This window comes from Verrucomicrobium sp., assembly GCA_028283855.1.
Lineage (GTDB): Bacteria > Verrucomicrobiota > Verrucomicrobiia > Methylacidiphilales > GAS474 > GAS474.
The window spans coordinates 721,415-740,051 of sequence record JAPWJX010000003.1; the positions used below are offsets into that span (position 1 = coordinate 721,415).

Annotated in this window: 23 protein-coding genes; 12 read left to right on the forward strand and 11 right to left on the reverse strand. The window is 70.1% G+C overall.

What is annotated here, in order from left to right; translation table 11 throughout:
* Nucleotides 1-3: 3 nt before the first annotated feature.
* The 3 genes from PW734_04755 to PW734_04765 form a co-directional block, all read right to left on the reverse strand.
* Nucleotides 4-819 carry a flagellin gene (locus PW734_04755; protein ID MDE1170512.1) on the reverse strand — a complete coding sequence of 272 codons (816 nt, stop codon included), beginning with the start codon at nucleotides 817-819 and terminating at the stop codon, nucleotides 4-6.
* A 235-nt stretch (nucleotides 820-1,054) separates the two neighbouring features.
* Nucleotides 1,055-1,870, reverse strand: a complete 816-nt coding sequence (locus PW734_04760) for a flagellin (GenBank protein ID MDE1170513.1) — start codon at nucleotides 1,868-1,870, stop codon at nucleotides 1,055-1,057.
* 884 nt (nucleotides 1,871-2,754) lie between these two features.
* On the reverse strand, nucleotides 2,755-4,029 hold the full coding sequence (locus PW734_04765; protein ID MDE1170514.1) for a glycosyltransferase: 1,275 nt from the start codon (nucleotides 4,027-4,029) through the stop codon (nucleotides 2,755-2,757).
* A gap of 26 nt (nucleotides 4,030-4,055) precedes the next feature.
* On the opposite strand from PW734_04765, the gene PW734_04770 reads away from it, so the two are divergent.
* The 7 genes from PW734_04770 to hisF all read left to right on the forward strand — a co-directional run bounded on the left by PW734_04770 (nucleotide 4,056) and on the right by hisF (nucleotide 9,563).
* Nucleotides 4,056-4,238 (forward strand): CPXCG motif-containing cysteine-rich protein, encoded by a 183-nt coding sequence (locus PW734_04770; GenBank protein MDE1170515.1) that lies wholly within the window; start codon nucleotides 4,056-4,058, stop codon nucleotides 4,236-4,238.
* Nucleotides 4,235-5,782: a tryptophan synthase subunit alpha gene (gene trpA / locus PW734_04775; protein MDE1170516.1), complete on the forward strand. Its 1,548-nt coding sequence runs from the start codon at nucleotides 4,235-4,237 to the stop codon at nucleotides 5,780-5,782. The genes PW734_04770 and trpA overlap by 4 nt, the downstream gene beginning before the upstream one ends.
* Nucleotides 5,779-6,201, forward strand: a complete 423-nt coding sequence (gene ruvX / locus PW734_04780) for a Holliday junction resolvase RuvX (GenBank protein ID MDE1170517.1) — start codon at nucleotides 5,779-5,781, stop codon at nucleotides 6,199-6,201. Before trpA ends, ruvX begins: the two co-directional genes overlap by 4 nt.
* Nucleotides 6,198-7,022 carry a tRNA pseudouridine(38-40) synthase TruA gene (truA, locus tag PW734_04785; GenBank protein ID MDE1170518.1) on the forward strand — a complete coding sequence of 275 codons (825 nt, stop codon included), beginning with the start codon at nucleotides 6,198-6,200 and terminating at the stop codon, nucleotides 7,020-7,022. Before ruvX ends, truA begins: the two co-directional genes overlap by 4 nt.
* Nucleotides 7,019-7,501 carry a tRNA (cytidine(34)-2'-O)-methyltransferase gene (locus PW734_04790; protein ID MDE1170519.1) on the forward strand — a complete coding sequence of 161 codons (483 nt, stop codon included), beginning with the start codon at nucleotides 7,019-7,021 and terminating at the stop codon, nucleotides 7,499-7,501. The genes truA and PW734_04790 overlap by 4 nt, the downstream gene beginning before the upstream one ends.
* Nucleotides 7,502-7,513: 12 nt before the next feature.
* Nucleotides 7,514-8,659, forward strand: coding sequence for a DUF2817 domain-containing protein (locus tag PW734_04795; GenBank protein MDE1170520.1), 1,146 nt, complete (start codon nucleotides 7,514-7,516; stop codon nucleotides 8,657-8,659).
* 133 nt (nucleotides 8,660-8,792) lie between these two features.
* Nucleotides 8,793-9,563, forward strand: coding sequence for an imidazole glycerol phosphate synthase subunit HisF (hisF, locus tag PW734_04800; GenBank protein ID MDE1170521.1), 771 nt, complete (start codon nucleotides 8,793-8,795; stop codon nucleotides 9,561-9,563).
* Here hisF and PW734_04805 read toward each other — a convergent pair.
* From PW734_04805 to PW734_04835, 7 genes are all read right to left on the reverse strand, one after another.
* Entirely contained in the window at nucleotides 9,560-11,089 is a 1,530-nt protein-coding gene (locus PW734_04805) for a sodium:solute symporter (GenBank protein ID MDE1170522.1), read from the reverse strand. The two genes, hisF and PW734_04805, sit on opposite strands and share 4 nt — an antisense overlap.
* A gap of 1 nt (nucleotide 11,090) precedes the next feature.
* Entirely contained in the window at nucleotides 11,091-11,321 is a 231-nt protein-coding gene (locus PW734_04810) for a hypothetical protein (GenBank protein ID MDE1170523.1), read from the reverse strand.
* Nucleotides 11,318-11,752, reverse strand: coding sequence for a DUF420 domain-containing protein (locus PW734_04815; GenBank protein ID MDE1170524.1), 435 nt, complete (start codon nucleotides 11,750-11,752; stop codon nucleotides 11,318-11,320). Before PW734_04815 ends, PW734_04810 begins: the two co-directional genes overlap by 4 nt.
* Nucleotides 11,749-12,375 (reverse strand): SCO family protein, encoded by a 627-nt coding sequence (locus tag PW734_04820; protein MDE1170525.1) that lies wholly within the window; start codon nucleotides 12,373-12,375, stop codon nucleotides 11,749-11,751. Before PW734_04820 ends, PW734_04815 begins: the two co-directional genes overlap by 4 nt.
* Complete coding sequence (locus PW734_04825) at nucleotides 12,372-13,145, reverse strand: ABC transporter permease (GenBank protein MDE1170526.1); 774 nt, start codon at nucleotides 13,143-13,145, stop codon at nucleotides 12,372-12,374. The genes PW734_04820 and PW734_04825 overlap by 4 nt, the downstream gene beginning before the upstream one ends.
* Nucleotides 13,142-13,933, reverse strand: coding sequence for an ABC transporter ATP-binding protein (locus PW734_04830; GenBank protein MDE1170527.1), 792 nt, complete (start codon nucleotides 13,931-13,933; stop codon nucleotides 13,142-13,144). The genes PW734_04825 and PW734_04830 overlap by 4 nt, the downstream gene beginning before the upstream one ends.
* 208 nt (nucleotides 13,934-14,141) lie before the next feature.
* Entirely contained in the window at nucleotides 14,142-14,450 is a 309-nt protein-coding gene (locus PW734_04835; GenBank protein MDE1170528.1) for a hypothetical protein, read from the reverse strand.
* A 96-nt stretch (nucleotides 14,451-14,546) separates the two neighbouring features.
* On the opposite strand from PW734_04835, the gene PW734_04840 reads away from it, so the two are divergent.
* The 4 genes from PW734_04840 to PW734_04855 are packed head-to-tail and all read left to right on the forward strand — an operon-like array spanning nucleotide 14,547 to nucleotide 16,583.
* Complete coding sequence (locus tag PW734_04840) at nucleotides 14,547-14,885, forward strand: hypothetical protein (protein MDE1170529.1); 339 nt, start codon at nucleotides 14,547-14,549, stop codon at nucleotides 14,883-14,885.
* Nucleotides 14,885-15,919: a serine/threonine protein kinase gene (locus PW734_04845; GenBank protein ID MDE1170530.1), complete on the forward strand. Its 1,035-nt coding sequence runs from the start codon at nucleotides 14,885-14,887 to the stop codon at nucleotides 15,917-15,919. Before PW734_04840 ends, PW734_04845 begins: the two co-directional genes overlap by 1 nt.
* 34 nt (nucleotides 15,920-15,953) lie before the next feature.
* Entirely contained in the window at nucleotides 15,954-16,340 is a 387-nt protein-coding gene (locus tag PW734_04850) for a hypothetical protein (protein ID MDE1170531.1), read from the forward strand.
* 12 nt (nucleotides 16,341-16,352) lie between these two features.
* Entirely contained in the window at nucleotides 16,353-16,583 is a 231-nt protein-coding gene (locus PW734_04855; protein MDE1170532.1) for a hypothetical protein, read from the forward strand.
* Nucleotides 16,584-16,591: 8 nt separating this feature from the next.
* Here PW734_04855 and pdxH read toward each other — a convergent pair whose 3' ends face one another.
* Complete coding sequence (gene pdxH / locus PW734_04860; GenBank protein MDE1170533.1) at nucleotides 16,592-17,254, reverse strand: pyridoxamine 5'-phosphate oxidase; 663 nt, start codon at nucleotides 17,252-17,254, stop codon at nucleotides 16,592-16,594.
* Between the two features lie 91 nt (nucleotides 17,255-17,345).
* On the opposite strand from pdxH, the gene PW734_04865 reads away from it, so the two are divergent.
* The gene (locus PW734_04865) at nucleotides 17,346-18,617 is read left to right on the forward strand and encodes a glycosyl hydrolase family 28-related protein (protein MDE1170534.1); all 1,272 of its coding nucleotides are present in this window, start codon (nucleotides 17,346-17,348) and stop codon (nucleotides 18,615-18,617) included.
* Nucleotides 18,618-18,637 lie beyond the last annotated feature (20 nt).

The following is an 18,637-nucleotide window of genomic DNA, read 5'->3' on the forward strand; positions in this document are numbered from 1 at the left end:
GGCTTAGAGGTTCTGGATCAGGCTCAACACGTTCTTCTGAACGGAGTTCGCCTGGGACAGAGCTGCCGTGGCGGACTGGACCAGGATGTTGTACTTGGACACCTCGGTCGAGGCCTGGGCGACATCGAGATCGGCGATGGCGCTGTTGGCGGCGGTCAGGTTGGTCGATTCCGTCTGCATGTTCTGGCTGTAGAAGTTGAACTTGGAGATGTCCGCGTTCACCTTCGCGCGCCGGGTCGTGATGCAGGTCAGGGCCGCGTTGACGGCGGTGAGGGCGGCGGTGGCCAGGGACGTGGTGCTCACCGAGTAGGTGCCCAAGCCCAGGCTGGTCGCATTGCCCACCGTGGTCAGCGAGAGGCTGTCCGCATGCCCCTGGGAGTCGATGGAAACGCTGATGCTCCCGGAGGTGAACAGCGTGGTACCGTCGAAGCCCGCATTGGAAGCGATCGTGCTGATCTGGCTCTGCAGGTTCTGGAACTCAACGTCGTAGTTGGCGAGGTCGCTCGTGCCGAAGGCACCGTTAGTCGCCTCTTGGGCCAGTTCCGACATGCGGGTCAACTCGGTCTGGATAGTCGAGAGGAAGCCGTCGAGGGTCTGGGCCGCGGAAACGACCGCGTTCACGCCATTAACGCCCGCATTCAGGCGGGTGATCTGGGCGGAGAGATTTCCGCTCACTGCCAGACCCGCTGCGTCCGCGCTGGCAACCGACAGTCGAGAGCCCGAAGAGAGCTGCGAAAGGGATTGCGTCAGCGCGTTGTTGTTCTTGTTGAGGTAATACGTGGCCTGCGTGGCCGCGATATTCGTGGAGATAACTGCCATAGAACTCCTTTTCCGTATTCCCAGGGAGGGCCCCGGGCGCTGGAATCATTCCAGACTCGCCGAATTCCGGGCTTCGGCAGCCCCGACCGACTTCCTGTCAGTCCGTATTACGTTTTTCGGAAGGAGATGGCAGCGACTTGAGGTTTTTTTTCAAAAATTCAACGCCACGCGAAACCCCGCCGCACCCCTCCCCCCGTCAGGGGGAGGGGCGGCCGGCGAGGGGAACTGCCCGGGATTAGAGGTTCTGGATCAGGGTTAACACATTCTTCTGCACACTGTTAGCCTGGGACAGAGCCGCCGTGGCGGACTGGACCATGATGTTGTACTTGGACACCTGCGTGGAGGCGGCCGCCACGTCAAGGTCGGCGATGGCGCTGTTGGCCGCGGTCAGGTTGGTCGCTTCCGTCTGCATGTTCTGGCTGTAGAAGTTGAACTTGGAGATGTCCGCGTTCACCTTCGCGCGCCGGGTCGTGATGCAGGTCAGGGCCGCGTTGACGGCGGTGAGGGCGGCGGTGGCCAGGGACGTGGTGCTCACCGAGTAGGTGCCCAAGCCCAGGCTGGTCGCGTTACCCACCGTGGTCAGCGCCATGCTGTCCATGTGGCCTTGGGAGTCGATGGAGACCCCGATGCTGCCCGTGGTGAACAGCGCGGTGCCGTCGAAGCCCGCGTTGGAGGCGATGGCGCTGATCTGGCTCTGCAGGTTCTGGAACTCCACGTCGTAGTTGGCCAGGTCGGTCGTGCCGAAGGCGCCGTTGGTCGCCTCCTGGGCCAGTTCCGACATGCGGGTCAACTCCGTCTGGATGGTCGACAGGAAGCCGTCCAGGGTCTGCGCGGCGCCCACCAAGGCGTTCACCCCGTTCACACCCGCGTTGAGGCGGCTGATGGAAGCGGTGAGATTGCCGCTGACCGCCAGGCCCGCCGCGTCGTTGCTAGGGATCGCCAGGCGGGAGCCCGAGGAAAGCTCGGACAGCGACTGGGTCAACGCGGTGTTGTTCTTGTTGAGGTAATACGTGGCCTGGGTGGCCGCGATGTTCGTCGTAATGACTGCCATATACTATTACTCCTAAGTTCCGTCCGATTCATTCGGGCGGCACCGGGAATTTCTTCCCGGCCTTTCGCCGGATTCGAGGCTCCGGCCGCCTTCAGCCGACATCCTATCGACTGCTTACTCCTTACATCGGCGGCCGGGGGGGGAGACTTTAGAAAAAAATGAAAAAAGGCACGACGGGGCCTTCGGCGTCCGGATTTTAAGCCGAAGCCGCTGGGCCGGAGCGTCTGCCACGTTCCTGCTGCGGAACCGGTCCGTTCCCCGTTTTTATGCGGGAAGAACCGGTTTCGATCCCCTGCGGGATCGAGGTGCGGTGGGATTTCCGCCGCCGGACCGGGAGTCGGTGCGGGGGGTGCCATCCATGGCGCAAGGCGGCTTTGGGGCGCGGGCGTTCTTAGAGCGCGGCCAGGTCCTGCGAGGGCGCGGCCCAGGCCTGCGGCGGGTGCGCCGCCGGCGGGGATCGCGGATCGAAGGTCCTGGAGCGTGGAGGACGCCTGGCCTTTTAAGGGGGGCTTGCGTCAACCGCTTCCTGCGGAACCGTCCTTTTCCTGGCGGAACAAGGAGGTTTCGGCCGGGGAGGCCGAGGTGGGGGGCTTAGGCATGGGGCAGCGCGGCAGAGCCGGGCTGGGCCATGACAGGATTAGAGGGATGCCATCGGGGAGGCAGGGGCCACGCGTTTCAGGTGGCGGGCGGTTTTGGGAAACCGCGCTTCGTGGCAAGAACTGCCGTAAGACCTCCTTTTCTTTCTGTCCGAATCTTTCGGCCAGGCTGGAATCATTCCAGGCTTTGCCGGATTCCGGGCTCCGGCGGCCTCACCGACTTCCTGTCGGTTCTACATTTTGCTTCGGCCCCCGGGAGGGCCGACTTGAGTAGAATTTCGCAGAGGCTCAAAAAATCCCGAGCGCCGGTAGAACCTGTTCGACCCGGTGATTCCAGGTGTGGGCGGCCCGGAAGCGGGCGTGCCCCGCCCGGGCCAGGGTCTCCCGCTCCCGGGGCGCGGCCAGCAGGCGGGCCAGGCGTGCCTGGAATTCTTCCGGGGAGCGGTAGCAGGCGATCTCTGTTCCCTCCGCGAAGCATTCGAGGAGTTCCGGCTTCACGTCGGTCAAAAGGGGGCGGGCGCAGGCCGTCGTCTGAAAGACGCGGAAGGGGATGCCGCCGTCGACCGATTGGGGATCGGTGGCCTGGAGGTGGACGGCGCCCCGGGCGTAAAGGGGGGCCAGGCCCCGGCCGTTCCAGGCGGCGGTGTCTTCCACGTGGAGGGGGTGGGGGCCGCCGGGCAAAAGGGAGCGGAGGGCGGCCTCGTCCGCCTGGGTGTTCTCCACGTTGCCGCAGAGCAGGAGGACGGGGGCGACCTGCCGGGCCGCCCGGAGCATGCGGAGGCGGACCTCGTTCTTCCCCAGCATCCAGGCCAGACCCCGCAGGCGCAGGACGGCGTCGGGATCGCGGGCCTCCAGGCCGGCGGCCTCGGCGCGGAGGCGCTCCGGCAGGGCGGCGGCGAGCTGTTCCAGGAGGGAGAAAGGGTTGCCGCCGCCCAGGCCGGGGGCTTCCGCCAGGGCGGCGCGGAGCTGGCGGGCCAGCTTGGAGAGGACCGGGGGAAGCCGCCGTTCCAGGCCCGCCAGGTGGAGCGGATCGGCCAGGGTGCCGATGAAGACGGCCAGGTTTTCCTCTCCCGGATGGGGCGGCAGGGGGTGGAACTCCTCCGGATCGGCGGCCAGGTGGACCGGCAGGGAGGGGACGCCGTGCCGGTCCGCCAGCCAGGCGCGCCAATAGCCGTCCCAGACGAAGTGGCGGACCTGCGGAAGCCGCAGCGCGTCGAGGAAGCCGGGGGAGCCCGCCCAGCGCTGGACGGGGCGGTAGGGGTCGTCGAACCAGAAGGCGGCGGTCGGCACCTCCCGGATCTCCGGGCGGGAGAAAAAGCCGGGCCGGGTGAAGGAAAGGGCGCTGGCGGTGAAGAGGGCCGCCGGGCGGTGGCGGGCGATCCAGGCGGCCAGGGCGGCCTCCGTTTCCTCCGGCGGGACGTTGGGGTGGCGCAGGGCCCGTTCCTCCACCTCGTGCCCGGCCTTGCGCAGGGCGGTGTTCCACTGCTCCAAAGCCAGGTGGCGGAGCCCCTCCAGCGGCTGCAGGGAGAGAAAGCGCAGCTTTTCGGGCTTTTGAGCCGTCACGCGTTTATATATAGGATCAAAGCCCCATGTTGGTCGAAGTCCAAATCGAGTGCCCCCATTGCGGCGCCGTCTTCACGACGGTGGCCGACACGTCCGAGGGCGATTACACGACGGTGGAGGACTGCGCCGTCTGCTGCCGCCCGATGGAGCTGTCCTTTTCCTGCGCGGAGCCGGGCCGCCTGGACGGGACGGAGGTCCGCCCGCTATGAAGTTCCTGGTCGTCGACGTCAGCAACTCCTTTACGAAATACGCCCTCTCCACCCCGGAAAAGGTGGGGGCTGTCCGCAGCCATCCCACGCCGCGCCTGACCCTGGCCTGGGCCCGCGCCCTGGCCCGCCGCCATCCGGGGGTGCCGCTCCTCCTCAGCAGCGTCGTCCCGGCGAAGACGGCCCATTTCGCCCGCGCCTTCGGCAAGCGGCTCCGCGTCCTGAGCGGCCGGGCCGAGCTGGGCATCCCCATCCGCTATCGGCGGCGGGACCAGGTGGGGGCCGACCGCTTGGCCAACGCGATCGCCGCGCGGAAGCTCTGGGGCGCGCCCGCCGTCGTCATCGACTTCGGCACCGCCGTCACCTTCGACGTGGTCGACGCGGACGGGGCCTACGCGGGCGGCGTCATCGCCCCCGGCCTCAACGTCATGACCGATTACCTGCATGAGCGGACCGCCCTTCTGCCCCGCGTCTCCGTGCGGGAGCCGCGCCGCATCGTCGCCCAGAGCACGGCGGAGGCGATCCGCGTCGGCGCCGTCGTCGGCTACCGGGGCCTCATCCGGGAGATTCTGGCCGCGCTGAAAAAGGAGCTGGGCGCGCGCCGCCTCCGCGTCCTGGCCACCGGCGGCCAGGCCGCCGTCGTCGCGCGCGGCCTGCCGGAGATCGAGGCCGTCGTCCCCGGCCTGACCCTGGACGGCCTCCGCCTTTGGGGCCCAAACCATTCTATGAACCGCATCGACTCCGTCTTCGCCAACCTCCGCGTCGCGGGCCGCAAGGCCTTCGTCGCCTACCTGGGCGCGGGCGATCCCGACCTGGCCGCCACGCCGGAGCTGGTCCTGGCCCTGGAACGGGCGGGGGCCGACGTCGTGGAGCTGGGGCTCCCTTTTTCCGATCCCCTGGCCGACGGGCTGGTCAACCAGCTCTCCGCCCAGCGCGCGCTGGAGGCGGGGGCGACCTTCCCGAAGGTCCTGGAAATGATCCGCGCCCTGCGCCGTCGCAGCCAGATCCCCGTCGTCCTCTACGCCTACGTCAATCCGCTCCTGCGCGGGGAGGGCGGGGCCGCCGCCTCCCTGCGCGCGGGGCTGGAGGAGCTGGCGGAGGCGGGCGTCGACGGCGCGCTCGTCCTCGACCTGCCGCCGGAGGAAAGCCTGGGCGCCCCGCCGGAAGAGCTTTTCCCGGAGGCGCTGCGGCGGATCACCCTCATTTCCCCCACCACGCCGCCGGAGCGGCTGGCCGCGCTCTCCCGCGCGGCGGGCGGCTTCGTCTACTACGTCTCGCGGGAGGGCGTCACCGGCGCCCGGAGCGACGTGGCCGCGGGCATCCCGGAGCGGGTCGCCGCCGTTCGCGCCGCCACGGAGACGCCGGTCTGCGTCGGCTTCGGCATCTCCACGCCGGAACAGGCCCGGGCCGTCGCCGCGCAGGCGGACGGCGCGGTCGTCGGCAGCGTCCTGGTCAGCCAGGTGGCCCAGCACGGGAAAGCCGCCGACCTCCCGGCGCGGCTGGAGGCCTTTGCCCGCCCCTTCGCGGAGGCGATCCACGGGGCATGATCCTGGCCCTCGATCCCGGTTCCAAGCGGGTCGGCGTCGCCCTGAGCGACGGGACCCTCTCCCTGGCCCGGCCCCTGCCGTTCCTGGAGGCGGAGCCGTTCCGCCGCCTGGCCGCCCAGGTCCGCGACCTGGCGGCGAAGGAGGGCGTCACCCTCATCGTCCTGGGCCTGCCCCGGAACATGGACGGCAGCTACGGGGAGGCGGCGGAGAAGGCCCGCGCCTTCGCCGCCAAGCTCGGCCCCGTCGCCGCCGTGCCGATCGAGCTGGTCGACGAGCGGCTCACCACCGTCGAGGCCAGCCGCCGCCTCCACGAGGCGGGCCACAACGCCAAGACGCAGCGGGAGAAGATCGACAGCGCCGCCGCCGCCGTCCTCCTCCAGGCCTACCTGGACCGCCGCGCCCTGCGGGGGGAAGGATGAGGCCGGAGCCGCCTCTGGCCGGGCACCGGCTCCTCATCGCCTACGTCGGCACCGGCTTCCACGGCTGGCAGCGGCAGGCGGGCCACTCCAGCATCCAGGAGGAGGTGGAGAAAGTCCTGGCCCAAATCTGGAAGCGCCCCATCTCCCTGGAAGGTTCCGGCCGGACCGACACCGGCGTCCACGCCCTGGCCCAGCCCGCCAGCTTCACCGCGCCGCGCAAGCTGGCCGCCCCCGTCCTCCTGCGCGCGCTCAACGACCACCTGCCCGCGGGCATTCGCGTCCGCCGGGTCGATTTTTTGGAGCCGACCTTCCACGCCCGTTTCGACGTCGCCTGGAAGACCTACGAATACCGAGTCTGGAACGCCCCCTTCACCGACCCCTTCCAGCAGGACCGCGTCTGGCACGTCCCCGTGCCGCTCGACCTGGAGGCGATGCGCGCCGCCGCGGCCAAGCTCCAGGGGCGGCACGACTTCACCTCCTTCGCCTCCAACCCCGGCTACGCGCGGCCCAGCATGACGCGCCACCTCAAGGAATTGGAGGTGCGCCGCAGCGGCTCTCTGGTCACCGTCCGCGCGACGGCGGACGGCTTCCTTTACCACATGGTGCGGAACCTGACCGGCGCGCTTGTCGCCGTCGGCAAGGGGCGGCTCTCTCCCGCCGAGCTGGGCCGGATCCTGTCCGCGCGCCAGCGGACCGCCGCCCCGGCCAGCGCGCCCGCGCACGGGCTCTACCTCAAGAAAGTCGTCTACTTCCCGAAGGCGGCCCGCCTGGAGCGCGCCAAGAACCGGAAGGGCCGCCTGCCCGCCGCCGAGGTCGAATGACGGAGCCGCTCCTCCACGTTGTCCTGGTCGAGCCGGAGATCCCGCCCAACGCCGGGAACATCGCCCGGCTCTGCGCGGCGACGCGCTGCCGCCTGCACCTCGTCGGCCCGCTCGGCTTCGAGGTGAGCGACCGATATTTGAAGCGCGCGGGCCTCGACTACTGGGAATTCCTGGACTGGAAGGTGTGGGAAAATTGGGAGGCCTTCCGCGCGGAGAACGGTTTCCCGGAGCGGTGGCACCTCTTCACGACGAAGGGGGAGCGCCGCCACGTCGACGCGTCGTTCCGCGCGGGGGACTACCTCCTTTTTGGAAGGGAGTCGAAGGGGTTGCCGGAGGCGCTCCTCAACGCGCATCCGGACCGCCGGGTCCGCATCCCGAAGCTCCACCCCCAGGTGCGGAGCCTCAACCTCTCCACGGCGGCGGGCATCGGCGTCTACGAGGCCCTGCGGCAGCTGGAGTTTGGCACACCCGGTGCTTAACGCCCATGTACTATGGGCGATCTTGCCCCGGAATTGGCGGGCCAGCTGGCGGCCGCCGCGCACGAGCCGACGCGGCGGGAAGTCGATCCCGCCCAGTTGAACGAGCGGTTGCGGGCGCGGGCGGCGCGGAGCCCCCATGCGTGGGAGGTCGTTACCCTCGACCAGCCGGGGGGCTACGACCGCCTGATTTTCCACAAACCGGCCCCGAAGCCGAATTCCCCCTCCCTCCTCATCACCACCGGCATCCACGGCAACGAGCCGTCGGGGCCGCTGGCCTGCCTCGATCTTCTTTCCTCGCCCTCCCTCAAGGATTGCGAGGTGGTGCTGATCCCGATGGTCAACCCGGTGGGCCTTAGCCAAGGGAAGCGCGGGAACGGGCGGAATGTCGACCTGAACCGGGATTTCCTCCTCACCTCCAGCGACGAGGCGCGGAATCTGGCCGCGTTCTACCGGGCGATCGGCAAGTTCACCGCCGCGATCAGCCCGCACGAGGACTGGGAACGCTACGAGGGGGAGGGCGGCCAGGGCGCCTACATCTACGAGATGAACCGGGACGGCGGCCCCGTGGCGATCGACGAGATCCGGGGCGCCCTGGAAAAATCGGGCATGCCCCGCAACCGGCTGGCCGAGATCGACGGCCTGGCCGCGGAAGACGGCGTCATTCGCCGCGGCGGTCTCCAGTCGGAAGTTCCGGGAGCCGACGGCTTGGTCGGCTACCTCCACAACAAGCAGGCGGAAACCTCCCTTCTCCGCGAGGTGGGCGTCACCGATCTGGCCTACATCGTCGAGACGCCCTCTTACATGGAGTTGGGCAGGCGGGTGAAGGCGCACACGGCCGTCGTGGAGGCGCTGGCGGAGAGGATTTCCGATCCTTCCTTCCGCCCGGCCCGGGAGGCGCGGAACTTCGACCTGCAGGCCGCCGCCGGGCCGGGCCGCCTCAGCACGGTCGGCTTGCCGCGACCGCTGTGCGGGGAACATAACGCCGGGATCTACACTCTGCCGCTCGACATCGACCGCTCCCCGGTGAAGGACATCCTCGGCCCGGAGCAAGTCGCCGACGGCCGAAAGGCGTTCGAGGCCTTCAAAGCCTTGGCGCGCCGCGCTTCCGGGGACGGCGGGGGAATCAGTGCAGCCGGTGGAAGAGAAGCATGTAGATGATGGCGAATACCCCGGAGATCGCCAGAACCACCAAAAACGTATGCATCGTTAGGGGGGATTTTCCTCCTTCGGGGCCGGAGCCGCAATCTCTTTGTTGCCAGGCGGGCGGCGGCGGGGTGAAAATCGCCCCCCTATGCTCGCCAAACGGATCATTCCCTGCCTCGACGTCCACGCCGGGCAGGTGACGCGCGGCCTTCAGTTCGGCCGCGCCGAGGAGGGCGGGCTCCACTCCGTCGGCGACCCCGTGGAGCTGGCCCTGCGCTACAACGCCGCCGGGGCCGACGAGCTGGTCTTCTTCGACATCACCGCCACGTCCGAGGGGCGGGCCGGGATCCTCTCCGTCATCGAGCGGACGGCCGACCAGTGCTTCATGCCGCTGACCGTCGGCGGCGGCGTCCGCGCGCCGGAGGACATGCGGGTCCTCCTCCAGGCGGGGGCGGACAAGATCAGCGTCAATTCGGCCGCCCTGGCCAACCCCGACCTGATCCGCGCGGGGGCCGAGCGCTTCGGCCGCCAGTGCGTCGTCCTCTCCATCGACGCCAAGCGGACCGCCCCCGGCGTCTGGAAGGTCTTCAGCCACGGCGGCCGCAAGGAGACGGAGTGGGAGGCGGAAGCCTGGGCGGAGAAGGGGACCGCCCTCGGCGCGGGGGAGATCGTCCTCAACAGCATCGACGGCGACGGGACGAAGCAGGGCTACGATTTGGAGATCACCCGCCGGGTGAGCCGCGCGGTCGACGTGCCGGTCGTCGCCTCCGGCGGCGCGGGGCGGCTGGAAGACTTCGCCGCCGCGCTGCGGGAGGGGGAGGCCGACGCGGTCCTCGCCGCGGGCGTCTTCCACCGGAACGAGCTGACCGTCGCCCAGGTGCGGGACTACCTGCGCGGGCAGGGCTTGCCTGTCCGTTAGTTTCTTTTCGTTTTAAAGCAGGCCCCAACCGCCGCCGTCACGGCGGTGCCGAAGAAGACCCGCCAGGGGAAGGCCAGCATCGGCAGCCCCGCCGGGTGCGGCAGGGGGAAGAGGCCGCTGAGGTAGCTGACGGCCAGGAAGCCCGCCGCCATCGCCCACAGGTTGCCCCGGTCGCTCCCCCGGTTCTTCGTGAAGAGGGCCAGGAGAAAAACGCCCAGGAGCGAGCCGTAGGTGTAGCCGAAGACGCCGAGGACGATCGGCAGGATGCGCGCGCCGGGGGAATTCACCACCACGTAGGCCGTCGCCGCGCCGATGAGGGAGAGGAGGGCGGCGAAGCCGACCGTGGCCCGGCGGGCGGCGCGCAGGGCGGCCTCCCCGTCTTTCATGGGGCGGAAGTCGCGGCAGAAGCTCGTCGCCAGCGCGTTGAGGGCGGTGGAGAGGGATCCCATCGCGGTGGCCAAAAGCGCGGCGACGAGGAGGCCGCGCAGCCCGGCGGGCAGCTGCGTCAGGATGAAGTAGGCGAAGACCTGGACGTTCTCCCGCGGCAGGCGCGGGTCCGGGTGGGCCTGGTAGAAGACCCAAAGGAGGATGCCGATGGTGAGGAAGGCGAAGACGATCGGCGCGTCGGCCAGGCCGGAGAGGATGACCGCCCGCGCGCCCGCCTTGGCGTCCTTGCCGGTCAGCATCCGCTGCACCATGTCCTGGTCGGTGCCGTGCGTCGCCAGGGTGATGAAGGTGGCGGCGATGAAGGCGGAGAAGAGGGTGTAGTCGCTCTCCAGGATGTTCCGGAGGCTCGCCGCCCAGCCGCCGTGCGGGATGAGGCCGGTGACGGCCAGCCGCAGGTCGTCCGGTCCCAGGAGGAAGGCGCGCGCCCCCGCCCAGCCGTGCGGGATGCGGCCCAGGAGGAGGGCCAGCGTGGCGGCCAGGGAGACGGCGAGGATGGCGGCCTGGATCAGGTCGGTCCAGACGACGGCCTTGATGCCGCCCGCCGCCGTGTAGAGCGCGGTGAGGAGGGTGAGGACGACGACGGTGCCCAGGTAGATGGCGACTTCCTCCCCCGCGCCGGGCGCCGCGCCGCGGGCGATCTCGATGGCCAGGACCAGCGGGATGGCGGCGACGTAGAGCCGCGTGCCGCTGGCCAGGGCGCGGGTGGCCAGGAAGACGAGGGAGGCCGCCTTCCGGCTGGCGGGGCCGAAGCGCTGCTCCAGGAACTCGTAGATGGAGACGACGCCGTGCGCGTAGTAGGCGCCGATGAAGAAGCGGCCCACCAGGAGCCGGGCCAGGATCGTCCCGGCGGCCAGCTGCAGGTAGGTGTAGTTCCGCAGCGCGTAGCCCTCCCCCGGCGCGCCCAGGAAGGTGGCGGCGCTGATTTCCGAGGCGAGGATGGAGGCGAGGATCGCCCACCAGGGGATCGAGCGGTCGCCCAGGGCGTAGCCCCGCAGGCTCTTTTCCCCGCGCCCCATCCAGAGGCCGATGGCGGCGATGGCGGCGAAGTAGAGGGCGACGACCGCCAGGTCCCAGGCCATTTTAATTCCGGGCTTGGTCCGCCTCTTTCACCGCGCGGGCGGCGGCCCAGCCCAGGAAGCCCAGGGCCAGGGCGACGGCCCCGACCAGGAGGACGACGCTCCAGGAGAAGCCGGCCAGGACCCGCGTCGTCGCCGCCGCGTCGCCGCTGCGGACGCCGGTGTTGCAGCCGGGGCAGGCCCGCGCCAGGGAGGGCAGGGCCAGGAGGGCGAGGAAGAGGAGGCGTCTCCTCATGCGGTGAACCACTTGTAGAGCATGAAGTAGACGAGGACGCCGGTGACCGAGACGTACATCCAGCTGGGCCAGAGCCAGCGGGTGATGGCGACGTGGCGGGCGAAGTCGCCGCGCACGGCGTGGCGGACGGCCAGGAAGATGAGGGGCAGGTTCACCACGGCCAGGACGGTGTGCGTGCCCAGGACGAGGAAGTAGAGGGGCCGCGACCAGTCGTGCCGGGGGAAGAGGGTGGCGCCGTGGAAGAAGTGGTAGAGGAGGTAGCAGGCCAGGAAGAGGGCGGAGACGGAGAGCGCGGTGAGCATGACGCGCATGTGGCCGCCGGTGTCGCCGCGCTTGATCCGCCAGAGGCCCACGGCCAGGAGGACGGCGGTCAGGGCGTTGAGGCTGGCGTTGACGGGGGGGAGGTGGCTGGCGAATTCGTGGACGGTCATGGGGCGGGTTGTTCTCTCAGCAGGCGGCCGATGTCGGAAAGGATGCGCTGCGGCGCCTCCATGTCGAGGCCTTCATAGTAGCCGCGGACGACGCCCTGCGGGTCGACGAGGGCCACCTTCGTGCTGTGAAGGTAGCGGCCCTGGGAGGGGTCGGGGTTTTTTTGGAAGCCGATCATGAAGTCCTGGCGCACCAGCTGGGCCAGCCCCTCCGGGGTGCCGGTGAGGAAGATCCAGCGCCCGGGCTGCGCGCCCATGCGGGCGGCGTATTCGCGCAGGGCCGCCGGGGTGTCGTTCTCCGGGTCGATGGCGATGGAGACGAGGCGGAATTCCGGCACGCCGGAGAGCATGTCCTGGAGCTGGGAGATCTGGTGGCTCACCGCCGGGCAGGGGCCGGGGCAGCTGGTGAAGAAGAACTGGGCGACCCAGACTTTCCCCAGCAGGTCCTTTTCCGTGAAGGGCCGCCCGTCCTGGTCGACGAAGGAGAAGGGATGGATCTGCGCGTAGCGGGGGAGGGGCTCCTCCTCCTTGTGCATTCCGCCCAGGTGGCGCAGGACGAAGACGGTCAGCACCGCCCCCAAGAGGAGGATCGGCAGGCCGGTGAGGACCCATTCCCAGCGTCTCATGGGTGACGGGCCCCCCGTTTTTCCGTCATGGCGGCGCAGGCCCAGCCCAGCGCCAGGGCGAAGAGGGCGGTGACGGCCAGGGCCGCCGGCAGGGAGACGGCGGCGGGCGCATGGGGGTTGAGGGAGGCGCGGAGCAGTTCCAGGCCGTAGGAGAGGGGGTTGACCGCCATGAGGGCGCGCAGCCAGCCCGCCGCGCCGCCGGGGGGGAAGAGCGCGCCGGAGAGGAACCAGAGCGGCATGAGGACCAGGTTCATGAGGGCGTGGAAGCCCTGCGTCGAGTCGAGCGGCCAGGCGATGAGGTAGCCCAGCGCGGTGAGCCCCAGCCCCAGGAGGACGACGGCCGCCAGGAAGAGGAGGAAGCCGCCCGGGGTGGCGGGCAGGCCCATGGCCGCCGCCAGGCCGTAGAGGAGGACGCACTGGAGGAGGGAGAGGAGGGTGCCGCCCAGGAGCTTGGCCAGGACGAAGGCGGAGCGGGGGATGGGGGAGACCAGGACGCCCTGCAGGAACCCTTCCCGCCGGTCCTCGATGATCGAGATGGTGGAGAAGATGGCGGTGAAGAGGATGATGAGGAGGAGGGTGCCCGGGAAGAAATACTGGAGGTAGGAGGCGCTCCCGCCCGCGCCGGAGAAGGAGCGGCCGACGCCGGAGCCGATGAGGAACCAGAAGACGAGCGGCGTGGCCAGCGCGCCGACGACGCGGTTGCGCTGCCGCAGGAAGCGGACGACCTCGCGGCGGGTCAGGGCCAGGACGGCGGGGGTGAAGGAATTCATGAGGTGAAGGAGCGGCCCGTCAGGCGGGTGAAGACCGTTTCCAGGGAGGGCGCGGAGAGGGTCAGCCCCGCGATCTGCCGGCGGTGGGCGGCCAGGAGCGCCTCCACCAGGCGGCGCTCCGCCTCCGCGTGGGCGGGGGCCTCCACGTCCAGGAACGCGCCGCGCTCCGTGGCGGCGAAGCCGAGGCCCCGCAGCGTCTCCCGCAGCGCGGCGGCCGCGCCGGGCAGGGGCTGGACGGAGAGGAGAGCGCCGCCCCCGCCCACCTTGCGCTTGAGCGCGTCGGGCGCGTCGAGGGCCACCACGCGGCCCTGGTCGAGGACCAGCAGCCGGTCGCACCACTCCGCCTCGTCCAGGAAATGGGTCGTCATCATCAGGGTCAGCCCGTCGCTCTCCCGCAGGGCGCGCAGGTAGTCCCACAGTTCCCGCCGGGCGGAGGGGTCCAGGCCGGTGCTTGGCTCGTCCAGGAGGAGGAGGGTGGGGCGGGGGATGAGGCTCTTGGCGATTTCCACCCGGCGCTGCAGGCCGCCGGAGAGGGCCTCCACGCTGTCCCGGCGGCGGTCGGCCAGGGCGAAGCGCTCCAAAAGTTCCGCCACGCGGCTTTCCAGCGCCGCGCCGCGCAGGCCGTAAAGCGCGCCGTGGGTTTGCATGTTCTCCGCCACGGTCAGCTTCTTGTCCAGGCTGGGGGACTGGAAGACGACGCCCAGGCCGCGCCGCGCGGCGGCGGCCTCCGCCGGGTAGGGGTGGCCGTTGAGAGAGAGGGCGCCCCGGGCGGGGTCGTGCGGGACCAGGGTGGAGAGGAGGCGGGAAGAGGGTCGACTTGCCGCTGCCGTTCGGCCCCAGGACGCCGAAGATTTCCCCGGGGCGGACTTCGAAGGAAACCTGGTCCAGGGCCAGGCGGGCGCCGTAGGCGTAGGAAAGCCCGTCGCAACGGAGCGCGGCGGGAGCGGAGGCGGTCATGGGCCGGCGATCTTCGGGGATCGCGGGCGGGTTGTCAAACTAGGCCAGGAACTGGACCGCCGCGCCGGAGGCGGCGCGGCCCGTCTGGACATTGCCCCGGGCGTCGTACGTGGTGAGGCTGGAGGGGTCGACGTCCGCCAGGGGATCTTCCGGAGCGGAATCGCCCTCGGAACCGGACTGGGCGGCCGATTCCTCCTGCCCGGCCGCCGCTTCGGCGGCGGGAACGGGGAAAGAGGGCGATTGGCTCTGGTCCGGGTCGAGGGAGCCGGCCCCTTCCTTTTTGGAAGGGGGTGTCGTGGGCAGGGGCACCTGGAGAGGCACCGCCGCGCCGATCGAATTCAGCGGCATAACCGCGATTTTGATCGCCTCCTCTTGTTTGTCAAGGAAGGGGCGGGTAAGTTAAAATGCCTAGGCCAAAGTCTCACCTGCAACGCTCCGGTTTCCGTGAAACTCTTTTCCATGCTCTTCAAGGCGTTTCTCTACGTCACCCTTTTCTTCGCGCTCTGCACCCTGGCGCTGAAGGTCTGGGACTTCTACGGCGACGACACGACGCCGAAGCTGGCCCAAATCCGGCGGCTGGCCACCGAGTCCCACACCAACTCGGAGGCCGCCACGTATCTCCAGCAGAACGATTCGTCCGCGGCCCAGCCGGACCAGGCGCCGCCCGCCGTCTCCACCAACGTCATGGAAAACGCCGCGACCTACCGGGAGACCGTGGAGAGCGCCGCCGGCATGCTCCCCACCGGACAGGACGGCGCGCCTCCTCCTCCACCCGCCCGCTGATGGCCGCGCCCGACCACGCCGCCTCCGCCTGGGGCGACCGGGAGACCGAGTTCTTCTACGAGCTGACGCCGGACCGCATCCTGCAGGCGGCGGAGGGCCTCGGGGTCCGCTGCACGGGCCGGACCCTGCAGCTCAACAGCCTGGAGAACCGCGTCTACGAGGTGGAGGTCGAGGTGGCCGACCCCTCCCGCCTCCGCAGCCCCAGCGAGAAGGCGCGCGTCATCAAATTCTACCGTCCGGGCCGCTGGAGCCGGGAGCAGATTCAGGAGGAGCACCGTTTCCTGCTGGACCTGGCGGAGGCCGACGTGCCCGTCGTCGCCCCGCTCCGCTTCCCGGACGGCGCGACCCTGCGCCGCGCGGAGGAGGCGGGCGTCCACTACGCCCTCTTCCCGAAGATGGGCGGCCGCCATCCGGACGAGATGGACGCCGACCAGCTCCGGCGCGTCGGGCGGCTCCTGGGCCGCCTGCACAACGTCGGCGCGGCGGGGGAGGCGCCGCACCGCCTCCGCCTTGACCCGGAGAGCTACGGCCTGCGCAACCTCGACTTCCTTTTGGAGGCGGAGGCGATTCCCGAACGGCTGGAGCAGGACTACATCGACGTGGTGGAGGAGATCTGCGAGCGGTCGTTCCCCCTTTTCGAGCGGGCCGCCGTCCACCGCCTCCACGGGGACTGCCACCTGGGGAACCTGATCTGGAACGAGGAGAGCGGCCCCTCCTGGGTCGACTTTGACGACATGGTCGTCGGCCCCGCCATGCAGGACCTCTGGCTCGTCGTCCCGGGCCGGGACGAGGAGGCCGTGGAGCGGCGGCGCCTCCTTTTCGAGGGGTACGAGGAGATGCGGGAGCTGGACCGCGCCACCGCCGCCCTCATCGAGCCGCTGCGGGCGCTGCGCTACATCCACTTCTCCGCCTGGATCGCCAAGCGGTGGGACGACCCGGCCTTTCCCCGCCGTTTCGAGCATTTCGGGACGGAAGCCTATTGGCGCGAGCAGCTGGGCGATTTGCGGGAGCAACTTTCCCTGATTCCGGCTTGATTTCCGGGCGCCGCCCCGGCAGTTTTTGCCTTCTATGGCAGGAGGAAATTCCCAAGGTTCTTCCGGGGCAAGCGCGGGCGCCGGTTCCGGCGCTTCCGCAGGCCTCAGCGCGGCCGTCGCCGTGGGCACCGCCGCCTTGGCGGGCGTCCTGATCGGCGCTCCCGCCGCCAGCCGGGCCGATTCCCTTCCGCAGCATCCCGCCGTTCCCTACCAGCAGGTCGCCGCGCTGCCGGAAACCGCCGACCGCATTTTCCGCCGCCTCCGCGCCGCCGGTTCCACGGAGGCCTCCCCCGTGGAAGCGGACCAGAACAAGCGTGCCCGCCAGGCCGACTTCGACCTGCCCGAAGGGCGCCGCAGCGCCACCCTGCGGAACTACAACACCTTGGTCGCCGGCCGCCAGGCCGCGCAGTCCCGCTCCTAGGAGCCAAGCCCCATGAGAATGCCCGCCGCCGGCGTCGAGTTCCCCTCGCAGGAGGCCGCGCCCCGTCCCGGCGCGCTGCCGGGCAAGTGGGAGTTCCTGGCCCTCCAGAATTTCGAGATGAAGCACGACGGCATCGGCGCCGTCGCCTCCGGATTCCGCCGCAGCCGCGAGGTGGAGGGCGTCCAGGCCCGCGTTTCCGCCCTGCACCACTACCAGGGCGCGGGCCGCTTCCAGGTTCGCTAGGCTTCCCCTTACGGGGCCAGCCGCTCGATCTTCCACTCGTCCCCCGTCTTCCGGTAGCGGAGGCGGTCGTGCAGCCGGTTCGTCCGGCCCTGCCAGAATTCGATCGCGTGGGGCACCACGCGATAGCCTCCCCAGGCGTGCGGCGCGGGGATCTGCGCCCCTTCCGGGAAGGCCGCTTCCGCCTCCGCCAGGAGGCGTTCCAGCGCGGCGCGGTCGGGCAGGACGCGGCTCTGCTCGGAAGCCCAGGCTCCCAGGCGGCTGCCGCGCGGCCGCTTGGCGAAGTAGGCTTCCACCGCCTCGCGGGGCAGCGGCTCGGCCCGGCCTTCGATGCAGATCTGCCGCTCCACCTCCAGCCAGCCGAAGGTAAGCGCCGTCTGCGGGTTGAGGGAAAGGGCCCGGCCCTTGTCGCTCCGCGTGTTGGTGAAGAAATGGAAGCCGTCCCGCCCGTAGCCCTTGAGAAGGACGAAGCGCCCGCGCGGCGAGCCGCCGGGGGTGGCGGTGGAGAGGACCATGGCGTTCGGCTCCCGCACGCCGCTCGCCAGCGCCTCGGAAAACCACGCGGCGAACTGGCGGAATGGATCGGGGTCGAGGTCGGCCTCGCTCAGGCCTCGGGCCATATAGTCCTGGCGGAGGGAGGCCAGCGGCAGCTCGGGCAGAGGATCGCGGTGCATGACGAGGCCGCATCGTTCCACAGCGCGGCGGCGGGGCCCATCCCAAAAAACGGCTTCCCCCGCGCGGGGGCGGCCTCCACCCTCTTCCCCCATGAAACGGCACCGGCGGGTTCTCGTGGCGGCGCTCCTTTTCCCCATCCTGGCCCGGGCCGACCTGGCCCCCCTGCCCGCCGACGGACGGGCGGACGCCACGGCGGCCATCCAGCAGCGGCTCGACGCGGCCGGGGCCGCCGGGGGCGAGGTGCTCCTGCCGCCGGGCCAATACCTCCTTGCCGGGCATCTGACCGTGCCGCCGGGCGTGGCTCTGCGCGGCAGCTGGACGGCTCCCCACCATGGCCAGGAGTGGCGGAAGGGGACCACCCTCCTCCTCACCGGCGGGCGCGGCCAGGAGGACGGCCCGGCCGCGATCGAGCTTTCCCGCGACGCGGCGCTGCAGGGCGTCACCCTCCTTTGGCCGGAGGAGAGTTGGAACGATATCCAGCCCTACCCGTGGGCGGTGCGTTCCCGGAGCATGCACGCCACGGTGGAGAACGTCACCCTGGTCAACGCCTACCAGGGCATCTCCATCGGGCAGGGCGGGGACGGCTCCCTGCACCTCATCCGCAACGTCTACGGCTTCGCCCTGCGGCGCGGCGTCTTCGTCGACAACTGCACGGACATCGGCCGGATCGAGAACGTCCACCTCAATCCCCACTACTGGTCCCGCAGCGGCCATCCCTCCTTCACGGAGAGGAACGGCATCCAGCCGCCGGGCCCCGGAAGCCCCAGCGAGGAAAAGATCCGCGACTTCGTCTCGAAAAACCTGGAGGCCTTCGTCTTCGCCCGCTCGGACTGGGAATACGTCGTCGACACCTTCGTCTGGGGCGCGGCGTACGGCTACCGTTTCGTGAAGGGGGAGCGCGGCGGGTGCAACGGGCAGTTCCTCGGCATCGGGGCCGACTTTTGCCGCGTCTGCGTCGGCATCGACATGATCCAGCCGATCGGCCTCCAGGTCACCAACGGGGAGTTCACCGCCTTCGCCGGGGAGCCCAATTCCGCCATCGTCACCGCGCCGGAGGCGGCGGGGGCGGCCCAGTTCGTGAACTGCAATTTCTGGGGCGTTCTTTCCCACGCCGCGTGGCTGCGGGGGAAGACCCAGGTGACCCTTTCCGCCTGCCACATCTGCCAGGGGGGCGGCGACGTCCAGGCGGACGCCGGGCGGCTCATCGTCCAGGGGTGCAACTTCGAGATCCAGGGCCCCGCCGTCCACCTGGGGCACGGCGTGGAGAAGGCCCTCCTGACGGGGAACCTGGAGCCCGGCGGCTTCCGCGTCGATAATGGCATTGGCAGCCGCGCCCAGATCGGGCTCAACGAGATGCCGTAGGGTGGGGGCATTGCCCCGCG